9 protein-coding genes, 1 pseudogene and 1 riboswitch are annotated in these 14721 nt (G+C 67.7%); of the genes and pseudogenes, 7 read left to right on the top strand and 3 right to left on the bottom strand.

The genetic code is table 11. The features are described 5' to 3' along the window. Nucleotides 1-150: 150 nt before the first annotated feature. The 7 genes from VS93_RS02480 (at nt 151) to VS93_RS02450 (ending at nt 9976) form a co-directional block, all read left to right on the top strand. Nucleotides 151-495: a GNAT family N-acetyltransferase gene (locus VS93_RS02480; protein WP_052745475.1), complete on the top strand. Its 345-nt coding sequence runs from the start codon at nt 151-153 to the stop codon at nt 493-495. A gap of 566 nt (nt 496-1061) precedes the next feature. After that, nucleotides 1062-2045, top strand: coding sequence for an ABC transporter permease (locus tag VS93_RS02475; protein ID WP_046468395.1), 984 nt, complete (start codon nt 1062-1064; stop codon nt 2043-2045). A 76-nt stretch (nt 2046-2121) separates the two neighbouring features. Then, nucleotides 2122-3042: an ABC transporter permease gene (locus tag VS93_RS02470; protein WP_046468394.1), complete on the top strand. Its 921-nt coding sequence runs from the start codon at nt 2122-2124 to the stop codon at nt 3040-3042. A gap of 19 nt (nt 3043-3061) precedes the next feature. Continuing rightward, nucleotides 3062-5185: a dipeptide ABC transporter ATP-binding protein gene (locus tag VS93_RS02465; protein ID WP_046468393.1), complete on the top strand. Its 2124-nt coding sequence runs from the start codon at nt 3062-3064 to the stop codon at nt 5183-5185. Between the two features lie 46 nt (nt 5186-5231). Continuing rightward, a complete protein-coding gene (locus VS93_RS02460; protein WP_046468392.1) occupies nt 5232-6941 on the top strand; it encodes an ABC transporter family substrate-binding protein in 1710 nt (569 codons plus the stop codon). A 326-nt stretch (nt 6942-7267) separates the two neighbouring features. Continuing rightward, a riboswitch (M-box (ykoK) riboswitch) is annotated at nt 7268-7437 on the top strand. Nucleotides 7438-7787: 350 nt separating this feature from the next. Further along, the gene (mgtE, locus tag VS93_RS02455) at nt 7788-9125 is read left to right on the top strand and encodes a magnesium transporter (RefSeq protein WP_046468391.1); all 1338 of its coding nucleotides are present in this window, start codon (nt 7788-7790) and stop codon (nt 9123-9125) included. 341 nt (nt 9126-9466) lie between these two features. Further along, nucleotides 9467-9976 (top strand): RDD family protein, encoded by a 510-nt coding sequence (locus tag VS93_RS02450; RefSeq protein WP_052745474.1) that lies wholly within the window; start codon nt 9467-9469, stop codon nt 9974-9976. Nucleotides 9977-10091: 115 nt separating this feature from the next. On the opposite strand, the gene VS93_RS02445 is transcribed toward VS93_RS02450, so the two are convergent. The 3 genes and pseudogenes from VS93_RS02445 to VS93_RS02435 all read right to left on the bottom strand — a co-directional run bounded on the left by VS93_RS02445 (nt 10092) and on the right by VS93_RS02435 (nt 14615). Then, nucleotides 10092-10943: a MinD/ParA family ATP-binding protein gene (locus VS93_RS02445; RefSeq protein ID WP_236700296.1), complete on the bottom strand. Its 852-nt coding sequence runs from the start codon at nt 10941-10943 to the stop codon at nt 10092-10094. Between the two features lie 1596 nt (nt 10944-12539). Continuing rightward, nucleotides 12540-13223: pseudogene (locus VS93_RS33670) on the bottom strand (ISL3 family transposase); the annotation flags it as partial. Nucleotides 13224-13793: 570 nt separating this feature from the next. Next, nucleotides 13794-14615 (bottom strand): hypothetical protein, encoded by an 822-nt coding sequence (locus tag VS93_RS02435; RefSeq protein WP_236700295.1) that lies wholly within the window; start codon nt 14613-14615, stop codon nt 13794-13796. Nucleotides 14616-14721 lie beyond the last annotated feature (106 nt).

Here is a 14721-nt window from a genome sequence, read left to right as displayed (position 1 = left end):
GGCCCGGGAGAGCGATACCCAGGACATGGGGGAGATCTTCTACCAGGCGGCCCTGGCCGCGTGGCCGCACATCATGCCGGCGGACGCGCTGAAAGCCGAGCCCCGCAGGCCGGAGATGTTTGCTCGGGCCGTCCGGGCCCGGAGGTCGTGGTGCACGTCGCCGACTCCGCGCGATCGAGCGGAAACGGCACGGTGGTCTCGGGGCTCGTCGTCACACGGCCGTCCGCCGACGACGATGCCGGTTCCGACGTGGGAGAGCTGCACATGTGCTACGTCCATCCGGAGGCGTGGGGGAGCGGGGTGGCCGACGCGTTGATGGCGAGCGCGCTGGACGACCTCCGCGGAGCCGGCCACCGGCGCGCGACATTGTGGACCGCCGAGGCGAATCACCGCCCGCGCGCCTTCTACGAGCGGCACGGCTGGGCCCTCGACGGCGCCTGCCGTTCCAAGACGCGCATGGGCAGTACTTTGCTGAGATACGCAATCCCGGTGTGAGAAAACCCTCGCGTGCCCGATATTTCCGGCGGAACGAGCCGGCCGCGGCGAACCGAATGGACCCCGCCTCTGCGTCGCACGTGCGACGCGGCTCTCGCGAGGCGGACGGGCGTCTGTGGTGAAAGAAACATTCACCGGCCCGGCGGGCGAAGCTCTATTCTCGGCGGGTATGCGCGCACTCTCCCGGAACGGGCATTTCAGCGGTATTTTATCGAAATATTGTTCGAAGCCTACGAACTGTGCGCCACTCACCCCGTACGTTCCGTTAATATCCCACGTAAATGTTGCGGCACGGCGGAATCCGAGGCCCGTTGCCGTTTCTTGATGTGCAGGTTACCGGTCAGTGTCTTAGAGTAACCCACACTCTTGGGAATTCGGAGCACGGACCGTGAACCGGATTTTGTGTATGTTTCGGTTGTCGTCGAGGGTCGATCCCCACCGGTGGCGCGGGACTTATCGAACTCATGCCCGCATGAGTGCGCTTGTGCCGTTCCGGGGGGCAATTCCGGCCGTTCACGGCAGTTGTCGAACGTGTACCGCTCGGGCGATGAGGTGGGAGGCCCCAATTGGGGAAGTTCCTGGTCAGGCGACTAGTGAACTATGTCGTGCTGATCATGCTGGCCACGACCTTCGCCTACCTCCTGGCAGCGACAACGCTGAGCCCCCGGGTCAATTATGAAGAGCGGAGCCCCCGGCCGACCGAGGAACAGGTCGACCAGCGCCTGGACGAACTCAATCTGAACGACAAGACACCGCTCGCCGAGCGCTGGGTCGTATGGGCCTCCGGCGTCGCGAAAGGCGACTTCGGGAAGACCGTAACCGGGACCCCGGTAAACGACGAGATCGAACGTCGTGTATGGGTCTCACTTCGGCTGATCATCGTGGGAACCGTCCTCGGCAGTGTGATCGGTGTGGCCGTAGGCGCGTACGCGGCGGTGAAGCAGTACCGGCTGTTCGATAAGGCGTCGACCGCGGGAGCGTTTTTCGTCCTGGCGGTTCCGGCCGTGGTCATCGCGCTTTCCCTGCAGGTTTTCGCCACCATGTTCAACCAGGCGGTCGGTGCCCAGGTATTCGTCTATAACGGCGAGGGCACTTTAGGCCTCGAAGCGGGATTCTGGGGCACCTTATGGGATCGTCTCAAGCACATGATCCTGCCGACGCTGGCACTGGCACTGGCCCAGTTCGCCGCGTTCAGCCGGTACCAGCGCAACATGATGCTCGACGTCCTCGGCTCCGACTTCGTGCGGACGGCCCGGGCCAAAGGACTCAACCGGCGAGACGCACTACTCAAGCACGCGCTGCGTACCGCTCTGATCCCCACGGTCACCTACTTCACCTTCACATTCGGCGTGATGATGGCCGGCACGACCTTCACCGAGAAGATCTACAACTGGAACGGCATGGGCTCGTGGGTGGTCGATTCGATCGTCACCAACGACGTGCACGCGGTGGCCGCGGTCTCCTGCTTCATGGCGGTGTGCATCATGGCGGCCTCGTTCCTTTCGGACATCCTCTACGCCTGGCTCGACCCGCGGGTGAGGGTGAGTTGATGACGCCGCGCCGACCGCACCCGCCGGCCTCCGCCCCCGGCACCCGCCCGCTTCCGACCCGGCTGGAGACGACGCCATGAGCATGTCCGCCGAACACGCGGCCCTCGAAGCCGACCCCGGCCACGGCGGTGCGGACGAGGTCCGCGTTTCCGGCCGGTGGGTGAACGTGCTCCGGCAGATGCTCGCCACGCGCCGGGTCATCGTAGGACTCGCCTGCATCGTGCTGCTGACCGCCATGGCCTGGATCGGCCCGCTGTTCAACCCATGGGAGTTCGGTGAGCGCGACTACAGCGCGTTCCTGCAGCCGCCATCGCCCGACCACTTGTGGGGAACCGACGACACCGGCCGCGACATCTTCGTCAACACCATGGTGGGCCTGCAGAAGTCGATCGTCATCGGGATCCTGGTGGCGGTGCTCTCCACGTTCATCGCGGCGGTGGTCGGCGCCTTCGCCGGGTACTTCCTCGGTGTCACGGACCGGGTCCTCATGTGGATCACCGATCTGGCGCTGGTGCTGCCCAGCTTCCTGATCCTGGCGATCCTCTACCCCGCGCTGCGCGACAAGGGATGGGTCGTCTTCGTCATACTGCTCGCCGCCTTCATGTGGATGGTCACCTCCAAGATGGTGCGCGGCATGACCATCTCGCTGAAAGAGCGCGAGTACGTGCTGGCGGCCCACTACATGGGGGTACCCGCCTGGAGGATCATCTTCCGGCACATCATCCCGAACATGTCGTCGCTGCTGGTCGTGGACGCCACCATCAACGTCAGCGCCGCCATCATCACCGAGACCAGCCTCTCCTACTTCGGGTTCGGCGTGCAGCCCCCGGATGTCTCGCTCGGTTCGCTGATCGCCGCCGGGTCGCGATCGGCTACCACGCATCCGTGGTTGTTCGTCTTCTGCACCGGCCTGCTCGTCGTGCTGGTGCTGGCGGTCAACCTGATCGGCGACGGCCTGCGCGATGCCCTCGACCCGCAGTCCAAGCACAGGTCCTAGACAAGGGGCGGCAAGAGCAATGACCGGCACCGAGATCCAGACGAGTGCAGCAGTGGAGCAGCGCAACGGCAGCGCTCCTGTCCTCGAGGTCAGCGACCTGCACGTCACCTTCCCCGGTGAGGGGAAGGGGCCCGACATCAGGGCCGTGCGCGGAGTGGGCTACAGCCTCAGGCGGGGCGAGATCCTCGGCATCGTCGGCGAGTCGGGCTCGGGGAAGTCCGTCTCCTCGCTGGCGGCGATGGGCCTGCTCCCCGACCACGCGCGGGTCACCGGGTCGATCCGGCTGCACGGCGAGGAGCTGCTGGGCCTGGACGACCGCAGGATGTCCGCCAAGCGCGGCGAGACCATCTCCATGATCTTCCAGGACCCGTTGTCCGGGCTCACCCCCGTCTACGCGGTCGGCGACCAGATCGCCGAAGCCGTGCGGGTGCACAATCCGGCGGTCTCCAAGGCGGAGGCCGCCGACCGCGCGGTCGAGCTGCTGGAGCTCGTCGGCATTCCCAACCCCGCGCAGCGGTACCGCGCCTTCCCGCACGAGTTCTCCGGCGGCATGCGGCAGCGCGTGATGATCGCCATCGCCATCGCCAACGGCCCCGATGTGATCATCTGCGACGAGCCCACGACCGCGCTCGACGTCACCATCCAGGCGCAGATCCTGGAGGTGCTCAAGACCGCCCAGCGCGAGACCGGCGCCGCCATCGTGATGATCACCCACGACCTCGGCGTCGTGGCCGGGCTCGTGGACCGCATGCTGGTCATGTACGCTGGCCGGCCGGTCGAGATCGGCGCGGTCGACGACGTCTACTACCGCACCCGGATGCCCTACACGATGGGCCTGCTCGGCTCGGTGCCCCGGCTCGACGACGAGGAGAAGGCCCCCCTGATCCCGATCAGGGGGAACCCGCCCTCCCTCAGCGCCCTGCCGTCCGGCTGCCCCTTCGCCCCCCGCTGCCCCCTGGCGATCGACGCCTGCAGCGAGGCCGAGCCCGAACTGCAGCCAGTCGGCGCCGAGGGGCACGCGGCGGCCTGCGTCCGCACAGGGGAGATCGAGGAGCACGGCTGGTCGGCCGCCGACGTCTACCCGCTCCCTGAGGCGTCCGGGGCCGGCAGCGGGCAGCCTCCCCGTGAGTACCGCGAGACCGTCCTGGACGTCGACGGGCTGGTCAAGCACCACCCCCTGATGAAAGGCGCGGTGTTCAAGCGGCGCGTGGGCACGGTGTACGCGGTCGACGGGATCTCCTTCGAGATAGCCGAGGGAGAGACGCTGGGGCTGGTCGGCGAGTCCGGATGCGGCAAGTCCAGCACGTTGATGGAGATCCTGAGCCTGCGGACCCCGCAGAGCGGAAAGGTGACGGTACTGGGCAGGGAGTCCGGCCGGGCCGGCCACCGGGAGCGGTTCGAGATCCGCCGCGATGTCCAGGTGGTCTTCCAGGACCCGATGTCCTCCCTGGATCCGCGCATGCAGGTGTTCGACGTCGTCGCCGAACCGCTGCGCACCCACCGTCACCCGCGCGCCGGGCTGCGGGCCCGGGTCAACGAGCTGCTCACCCTTGTGGGCCTGGACCCCGCGCACGCCGCCCGCTACCCGCAGGAGTTCTCCGGCGGCCAGCGCCAGCGCATCGGCATCGCCCGCGCCCTCGCCCTGAAACCCAAGCTGCTGGTCCTGGACGAACCGGTGTCCGCTCTGGACGTCTCGATCCAGGCCGGCGTGATCAACCTGCTCGACGACCTCAAGGCCGAACTCGGCCTGTCGTACCTGTTCGTGGCGCACGACCTGTCGGTGGTCCGGCACATCGCCGACCGCGTGGCGGTCATGTACCTGGGCAGGATCGTGGAGATCGGCGCCGCGGACTCCCTCTTCTCCGCGCCGGCGCACCCCTACACCCAGGCGCTGCTGTCGGCCATCCCGGTGCCCGACCCGGAAAAGGAGCGAACCCGGAGCCCCATCGTGCTGGAGGGTGACCTTCCCAGCCCGGCGAGCCCGCCGTCCGGCTGCCGCTTCCGGCCGCGATGCCCCAAGTTCCGCACGCTCAGCACCGCCGAACAGCAGGCGTGCGTGGACACCGAACCGGGACTCAACGCGGTCTCGCAGGACGACCACGGCGCCGCCTGCCACTACGCGGAGAAACGCACCGTCGTCTGACCCCGCCCCGGCCGCCGGCCGGCACACCCAAGGAGGAAGATAAAGGATGCGAATCGGACGGAAAGTGGCCCTGGCCGCTCCGGCCCTGGCTCTGGCTCTGGCCGCGACAGCCTGCTCGGGTGGCGGGGGCGACGATGACGGGGCGGCCGCCTCGCTCGACGACATCGCGGCGTGGGACGTCAACCAGCAGGACCGGGACGCCCTGGAGGACGGCGGCACCCTGAACTGGGGCACCAGCCAGCCGATCTCCCAGTTCATGCTGCACCACACCGACGGCAACCTCGGCGTGGCCGCGGACATCATGGCCTCGGTAATGCCGATGCCCTTCAAGTTCGATGAGAAGGGCGAGGTCTACAACTACGAGCCCTACGTGCTGGACCACGAGCTCAGCGACGACGGCCTGGAGCTTCGCATGGAGCTCAACCCCGACGCCCAGTGGTCCAACGGCGAGCCGATCACCTGGGAGGACTACGAGCAGCAGGCCATGACCCTCAGCGGTGAGGAAGACGGCGACTTCGGCGCCCCGGGCCAGGTGTACGGCTACGAGCGCATCGACTCGGTCGAGCAGGGCGACGGCGAGTACGAGTTCACCGTCCACTTCTCCGAACCGTTCGGCGAGATCGGCATCCTCTTCGAGCACCTCTACCCCAAGGAGGTCATGGCCGACGCCGACAAGTTCAACGAGGACTACCTTGAGGACATCCCCATCACGGCCGGCCCGTTCAAGTTCGATGAGCTCGACAAGGGCAACGAGACGCTGACCGTCGTCCGCGACGACGACTGGTGGGGCGAACCGGCCAAGCTGGACCGGATCATCTTCCAGCCCGGCGATCCCGAGGCGCAGGCGAACTTCTTCGTCAACGACGAACTCGACACCTTCTACGTGGGCTACGAGGCCGCGGTGTACGAGAGGGCGCAGGAGCGTGCGGACGGCCGCATCACCGAGGCCATCGACAACGGCTACCGCTACATCGAGATGAACGCGGACACCGACGAGCTGTCCGACGTCGACGTGCGGCACGCCATCATGCTGGGGATCGACCGCTCCGCCCTGGCCGCGGCCTCGCTCAACTCCATCGACTGGCCGGAGGACCCGACCGTCAACCGGCTGCTGCGCTCCAGTTCCCCCGGGTTCCAGGACAACTCCGGCGACCTGGGCGAGCAGGACGTAGAGCGCGCCGAGGAGCTGCTCGACGAGGCCGGCTGGACCCGCGACGGCGGCGAGGGCGTGCGTACCAACGACGACGGCGACGAGCTGAGCCTGCGCTACTTCTGCCCGGCGGGTATCCAGGCCTGCACCAACGAGGCCGAGATCACCCAGGATCAGCTGGGCGAGATCGGCATCGACATCAGCGTCGAGACCCGGCCGACCGACGCCTACTTCGAGGACCACATCTACACCGGCGACTTCGAGCTGGCGTCCTTCGTCCAGGTCGGAACGACCCCCTACGTCGGCGAGGGCTTCGAGAACTACGCGGGCCCGTTCGACGAGGAAGGCGAGGACTGGGGCAACAACAACAGCCGCGCCTCCACCGAGGAGATCAACGACAAGTTCGACGAGCTGGCCGAGGAGACCGACCCCGAGAGCTACAACGCCATTGCCAATGAGATCGACGCGCTGCTGTGGCAGAACGGGCAGGGCATCCCGTTCTTCCAGCGAACCGGGACCTGGGCGGTGCCCGAGAACCTGGCCAACTTCGGCGGGTTCGGGCTGGCCTCCCGCACCTACGAGGACATCGGGTTCACGGCGGAGTAGGGTGACCCGTCACTGACGGTCCCCCGGGAACCCCGAGCAGTACGGCCGGGGCCCGCCGGAATTCTCCGGCGGGCCCCGGCCGCCGTTCGTTCGGCGCCTTTATCGCACGCCGCGGAACGGCCCCGCCATCTCGCGGGCGGCGGAGACTCCGGGCGCGATCGTGCGCGGCGCCCGTGCGCACCGCAACGGAAGAGCGGGAAGAAAGCGCCGGTTCCGTACGGGAAATAGCCGCGCGATCAGGGGCGGAGCCGGAGAATTCGAGTGATCTCAATTACCGGTGCGTCCCGAAATTTGACGTATCGGCGCGATCTGTCCATTATGGAAGGGCAGCACCTCGTTCGGTGAGGCTCCTGCGCGAATACAGGCCACTGGTCCGCCGCTGTCGAGAGACTCCGTCGGGCTAGGACAGGTCTCCCCGGCTTAAGGGGTGACCCCAAGTGGCTTCCCATCAGGGATCACGTCGCGCAGTGTCAAAGCTCTGACGTGGAGGTGTCCTCTTCCGAGGACCAGGACCCGACCTACGTTCAGGTGTCCGTCCACGTCACCGCCGCGCCGTTCGTCGTGCCGCCGCCGCGGGCGACCCGCCCGCGGTCGAAGGAGCGCTCTGGCCGGTCCGGGCGCGAGCCGAGGAGGTGAGGCATGAGTACGGGTCGAAGTCGCCCTGCCCCGACCGCGTGGCATGCCGCCCCGGTGCGCCCGAACAGCGCACGCTGAGGCCGACCGCCGCACGGTTTTCCATCCCTTTCCCTTTATTCCGCGGGTGCGCGGACTTTTGCGCCCTATTTCAATGGCGTCGGCTTTCCGCGCCGGGAATTCCTTTGCCATTGCCCAATGCAGGGAGAAACCATGCAGCACGTACGGACGTCTTTGCGGATCCGCCTCGACTCCCCGCACGGCGGGTCCGTGGAGGGCTGGCTCCATGACGTCACCGACCCCCGGGAGCGCGCCGAGGAACTCGCCCGGCTCGACACGGACCGGGCGGCGCGGCTGTCGGCGCTGCTCGGCCCGCACGGAACCGCGCGGCTCGCCGACTCGGTGGACCGGCACACCGCGGCCGGTCTCCTCGGTCAGCTCGGTATCGCCGGCGGGATCGAGGTCCTGAAGGTCATGCGCCCCGACCGGGCGGCCGGAATCCTCCGCGAGATGCCGGTCCCGCTCGTGGTCGAACTGCTGGCCCGTATGGGCCGGGGCTCCTCAGCGGCGCTGCGCTCCGTGCTGTCCTGGCCGGCCGACAACGCGGGCGCGCACATGACACCGGAGTTCGTGTCCCTCCCGGTGGACACTCCCGCGGGCGAGGCGATCGACCAGGTGCGGAGCAGCGCCGCAAGCGGTGCCGCGACCACTTACCTGTTCGTCACCGGCGAGGATCGGACGCTGCGCGGCGTCGTCCCGTTCCGCGCGCTGGTGCTCAGCCCGTCGGAGAGGCCCGTAGGCGACCAGATGGTGACCGACGTCATCTCGGTCTCGTCGCGCGAGGACCGCGAGGAGGCGGCGCGGCTGCTGAACGACCACGGCCTCGCGGCGCTCCCCGTTGTCGACGAAGGCCGGATCATCGGCGTCATCCCGGCCGACAGCGTCGCCGACATCGCCGAGGAGGAGGCGACGGAGGACGCCGAGCGGCAGGGAGGCTCGGCCCCACTCGAGGTGCCCTACCTGCACGCCTCGCCGTGGACCCTGTGGAAGAAGCGGATCCTGTGGCTGCTCGTGCTCTTCGTCGCCTCGGCCTACACCGGGACCGTGCTCAACCACTTCGAGGCCGAACTCGAAGCCGTTATCGCGCTGGCCTTCTTCATCCCGCTGCTCATCGGTACCGGCGGCAACACCGGAACCCAGATCACGACGACCCTCGTGCGCGCGATCGCGATCGGCGAGGTCGGACTGCGCGATATAGGACACGTCGTCCGCAAGGAGGTGAGCACCGGTGCCCTCGTGGCGCTGACGATGGCCGCGGTGGCGATGGTCCGCGCCTGGGCGCTGGGGGTGGGGCCGCAGGTCGCTCTGGTCGTGGTGCTGACGATCGCCGCCATCGTCCTCTGGGCGGCCCTGGTGTCCGCGATCCTGCCGCTTGTCCTGCAGCGGCTCGGTGTCGACCCGGCCGTGGTCTCGTCCCCGTTCATCGCGACCCTGGTCGACGGGACGGGTCTGATCATCTACTTCGAGATCGCGAAACTCGTCCTGTGGTGAAGAAGGCGGCCGACCCGCGGCAAGCCACAGCGGCGGGGGAGCCGCCATGATGAAATGGGCGGGGTACCGAAGGTATGGAGTATCGAAGGCACGGATCCCCATGAGGTGCAGACACTGATGAACTATCCGCCGCCCGGCCAGCCCCCGAACGAGGACGGACCCTTCCCCCCGCCCCAGCAGCCCTATGGCGAGCAGCCGCACGGAACTCCGCGGAACCCCTACGGCCAACCGCCTCCCGGGGACCATTCGTACGGCCAGCCCTACGGACCCCCACCGCCGCCACCGGGGGGCCAGGGGCAGCCGTACGGCCGGCCTCACGGATGGCACCCCAACCCGCGCCAATGGTGGACGGGAAGCCGCTGGCCGAATGGTGGCAGCGCCTGGTGGCGCGCATCATCGATTCGCTCGTGGTGATCCTCCCGGTGTTCCTCGTCTACATGATCGTGTTCAGCGCCATGGTCACCGGAGCCACCGGGCCCGTCGTCCTCGGCGGGGGCACCCACTTCGGCGCGGACCTGTTCGCCGGCCTGCTGGTGCTCGGTCTGCTCGTCGGCTACGAGACCTTCATGCTGCACAACTACGGCCGTACCGTCGGCAAGATGACGATGGGCGTGCGCGTTCTGCCGCTCGCGGAAGCCCCCCAGCCCAACGGCGGGCTGTCCGTGAACACCTCGGTCGTGCGCGGACTGATGTGGTGGGGACCCACTGCCCTGGGGAACATGATCCCCTTCATCGGCCAGCTCATCCACCTCTTCCCGCTCCTCAACGGCCTGTGGCCGCTGTGGGACCAGCCGAGTCGGCAGTCGCTGAACGACAAGGTCGCCAACACCGTCGTGGTTGTCGACCGCTGAGGGGCCAGGACCGGCGGTGGCGTGAACGCGCCGCCCCCATTCTGCGCGCCCTTGCGGACGGGGGCCGACGGGGGCCGCGTTCACGTCTCACCGGCCAGAGGGCGGGGATTCCGGTCTACCTGCGATCGCTGAATCCCGCGGTGACCTCTGCGGCGAGTTCCATATAGCCGAAAAGGGAACGCGTGCGCAGCCGGTCGAGGTCGATGAGATTCCCCGGCCCCAGGCGCGCGTCCCTGGGAACCCGAAAGGTTTGGTGGCACCGTTGTGAAAGTTGTTCCTGCAGGCTGTCGAGTTCCGTCCGTCCGCCGCCGGGCGTCCGCGCAAGTATGAGCAAGGCGGCTGACGCGAGCTCACCGTACCCCAGTTCTGTGATCTCTTCGAGCGCGGTCGCGGCGCGGTTCGCGCCTTCACGTGACGGGTGGGCGACGAGCACGAGCTGGTCGGAGCGCTCGAGGATCGCGGGCACCGCCGGGCGTTCTATGACGCTGCCACCGTCGACGAGAAGCAGAGAGTAGAACCGTTGTACGGCGTCGACTATCCGGTGGTAGTCGTCGCTCAGAAACTCGCCGTTGGTGTCAGCTGGGGTAGAGGGCAGCACGTCCAACCCCGAGGCGTCCTGAGCGATGAAATGGCTTATCTCGGAGTAGCGGAGCACGCTCTCCGGATCGTCCAAGAGATCGCGCAGGGCGCGCTCCGCGGGTGTCTGGACAGGGAGGCGAGTGCTCAGCGGAGCGCCCCCTGGATCGGCGTCGACAGCGATGATCCGATCACCGCGTTGTGTTGCCAGGGTCGCACCGAGCCCGAGCGCGGTGGTGGTCGCGCCGACGTTCCTCTGTGCTCCAAGAACGGCGATGGAGTGGTGATAACCGGGAATCGAGGCTTTCCGTATCGCGGCTTCGAGGCGTCGGCGGCGGAGTTCTGTCTTGGAGTCCCCAGGGTTGATGAGACCTCCGGTCACGGTGAACACCGCCCGCCGCCATCCTCCGCGGGGCGCCGGGTGCTCACGGTGAATCAGCGCGTCGGAGCTTAGGTCGGGGGAGAGCTTCGGTGAGGCCGCGGAGCCGTGGCGCTTTGCTCCTGCTGGTGAGGGGCCCTCTTCAGCGTGTGGCTCGGGGAGAGGCTGAGTGGGCGGCACTACGCAGGCCTCCTAAGGCTGCGATTCTAACTTCTAGGCGGTTCGGGGGACATTTTACGCGCGCAGAACGATCTTGTATCGACGGACTCCAATTTTGGGTCGAAATTTGGGCCCTAGGGCCCAAGTAAAAGGCGGAGGGCCCAAGGGAAACGAGGAAGTGCTCTACGGGCCATAGCCGCGAGATGCGGGTGCTTCCCAGAGCTATAGCGGTTTCGTTCGGCTCGAGTTAGCCGCGCGGCGCGAATGTTGCGATGTTTCCACGTGAAGAGGGCCAGCAGTCTCAGAGGGGGCGAATCAACGCGAATTCCTCCGGGGCGAGGGGTTGCCAGCCGGTGCTGTGCTGTCTCGGCCGCTGATTCCAGGGACGCAATTCGTTCAGGCCGCAAGGACTCTGGACAGGCCCGTAGACGCACGGTCCCTCCCAGAGCAGGTCCAAACCCTCGGCGGGCGTCGCGCCGGTTCCAGTTCTGGAGCGAAGCTCGAGGTGTGGGCGAAAGCCCACCAACCCGTTCTGGGCGATCTGGCCAGGCGCGGTTGTCAACGTCGTTCCAATGTGGGCTCTGGTACGGATTCGATGAAGTCTTGCTCTTCTCCGATCAGGCGGCGAGTAACACGCGCTTGCGCAGCAGGTCGGGCTTGGCGCGCCCGTACATCTGCCGCTTCAGCATCTTGAGCCGGTTGACGTGGCCTTCGACCACGCCGGAGCTGTGCGGTAGTGTCAGCCCGGCCACGACGGCGTCCCAGTCCACGGCCCACGCCGCGGACGAAGGAGTCGAGTTCGGGGATCCGCTCGCCCCGGGTCGCCTTCGTCCACTCTTCCAACCGGTGGCCCTGCCGCTCGGCCATCATGCGAGCGAAGCCCTGAACACGCTCGCTGAGGCTAGCCAGTTCGGGACAAGCGCCGAGTACCGCTTTGAGTTGGAGTTGCTGCTCCTGTTCGAGGTGGTTGGGGTGGCTCAGGAACCACGCGGTGACCTGGCGGACGGTGGGCGGCTGCTGCGGCGCCGGCGGCGGTGCGACGCCAGAGCGCCAGGGGCGGATGTAGTCGCGCACGCTCGCATAGCTGCCCCCATAGCCCTGCTGCTGGAGTTCTCCCCAGAGCACGGCGGCGTTGGTGCACCCGTGGGCGAAGCGTTCGCGCGGGAAGGAGTCATAGCGTTGCAGCCTGCGGGGGCGCTTGCCGGTGCCGTCGCGGGCCAGCAGCTCCTCGGCTGCGGCGGCGCGGGCGAAGCGGCGCACGGTGTTGCGCGCGAGGCCGAGTTCGCCGACTATCTCCATGATGGTGCGGCCCCGAGCCAGCAGGTCATGGATTTGCCGGTGGCGCCGGCGGGTGCGCTCGGCCAGCGGCCCCTGCCTGATTCCGGGAGACTCGGCCGGGGGCGACTCAGCCGGCGGTGCGGTCGGTGTCGGCTCGGACGTGGTGCGGGGGAACTCGCGGCGATGGCGGGCAACGGCGCGCTCCACGGCCGCGGCAAGGTTCTGCCACAGGTGGAACCAGTCGGCGACCTGCACCGCACCCGGCGCACCCTGGGCGATGCCGTCGGCATAGCAGCCGGCCCGATCGCGGCAGACGACCTCCACCCCGGGATGCTGGATGAGCCACTTCTTGAGGGCCTGGGCCGAGCGTTCCGGCAGCAGCTCCACCGGTCGCCGGGTCTGGGCATCGACCAGCAGGGTCCCGTAGACGTGGCCTTTGTGCAGGGCGAAGTCATCGACACCCAACATGCGGGGGACGGACACCTCGGGCTCGCGTTCGGCGCGCACCTGGCGCAGCAGCGTCATCCGGCTCACGGCCGCGGCTAAGCGCGCTGCCAGGCGTGCTCCAGCGCGCCCGCCCAGCGCCATGCCGATCCCGGCGAGCACGTCGCTAAGGCCCCGGCTGCGACGGGCGTGAGGCACGGTCAGACCGGGCACCTGTTCTGCGAAGATCCGACGTTCGCAGGCGGGTTCGTCGCAGAAGAGCCGGCGGACTCCCAGATGGATCATCACTTCCTGACCGGAGACAGGGGTGTCGGCGAGGCGGCGCACATAGCGGCTGTGGACGCGTCTCGACCGGGTCGCGCAGACCGGGCAGGCGGCGTCTTCCCCTCGGGTGGCCGCCGCGATCCGCACCGTTGAGCCGGTCCGGTACACGTCATCGATCCGCAGGTCGGCCAGGTGCGGGAAGAGCAGGGTGAGGAGGGAGGAGAGCGACACCGCGCATCATCGCGGGATCAGACGGGCGTCCGCAGGCGATTCACCGAATCCGTGCCAGAGCCAGTATTGGCGCGTCGCCGACAGCGGTTGGACTGGGGCCGGGACACCACGAACGCCAATCCGTGCTGGCTTAGAACAGGGGAAGCCACCGGACCAAGCCCGACTGATCGCTCCACACCGGAATCGCAGCTCCACGTCCGCACCGACAAGACCGTACTGCCGTTGAACGCCGGACTCGGGAACGCGATAAGCAGAGGCTCGTCCTCTGGAGCCCATCAAGCGGCTGGACGAGGTCGGCCAGCCTTTCCGGAGCGGGGATCGCCTGCGGGCGGAACGTTGGGAACGGAAACAGGGTAAGGCCGTCCGTGTCTGGCCGGATGCGTGGTCGTCAGGAGCGGACGGCGCGGACGGTCCTCAGGGGGTGCGCTCAGTATTCGAGGCTCTCCTGCAGTGTTCCCGTGTTGTCTTCGGGGGGTTTGGTGATCTTCACGTCGGTCCCCAGTCGCTGTAGCGGACGGTACTCTCGGCGCGCTCGCCGTCAGGGGTGAGGAGCTGCACGGTGAACTCGCTGGGCAGGGCCTTGTCGGTGACGGCGATCTCCCAGATGACCTCGTCCAGCCCTTGCTCGGCCACCTGCTCGAACTCCTCGTGCTCGGCGTCGGCCAGGTCATGGGTGGAGGTCGTTCCCTTGTAGCGGGTGAGCTCGCCGTCGTCGGAGTCCTCGGTCTCGGGTTCTGCGTCCAGTTCGCCCAGGCGGACCACATCGAGACTCGACTCACCGGAGGCCTCGGCCAAAAAGTTGTTGGTCTCCTTGAGCATGACCTGGAAGATCTCGGCGAACGGCCCGCTCTCCTCCTCGGCCTGGTCGATCTTCTCCTGGGAGATCCGCATCCACTCCTTGTCCCCCAGGATCGGCTCCTCCTCGAGCTTGGCGTACATGACCTCGTCTTCGACGACGATGTGGGCGGTGCTCGGCCTGTCTTCCTCATGGTCCACGACCGTCATCTGCGCGGCCGGGGGATCGGTGAGGAGCAGGGTCATGCTGACGTCCTCCAGTGAACCGGTCTCCTCGTCCCCTTCCGGCTCGACGCTGATCTCCACCTCGACCGACAGTGCCTCCTGCATCCGCTCGGTGACCCGGTCGGCGAGTTCCTTCGGAGAGCCGGGCAGCGAGACCGTCTCCAACTCGGCCACCGGCACCGGAGAAGGCGCGGCTTCCTCCTGCTCCTGCGGATCATTACCTTGGCATGCGGTCATCGCGAACACGACGGTCAGCCCCAGGGCGCTGTGTGAGAGAGGGCGCATCATAGTGCGGGGAGCCTATCGGGTCACGCTTTCACCATGGATCCAGGATCCACACTTTCGGGATGCGCGAGTGGCCGGTTCGGGACAATCCCCACCCGCTTCCCGTCAC

The organism is Allosalinactinospora lopnorensis, assembly GCF_000981225.1.
In the GTDB taxonomy this organism is placed as follows: Bacteria; Actinomycetota; Actinomycetes; order Streptosporangiales; family Streptosporangiaceae; genus Allosalinactinospora; species Allosalinactinospora lopnorensis.
Note: the sequence above shows the minus strand (reverse complement) of the source record. Positions and strands in the feature narration are given on the sequence as shown.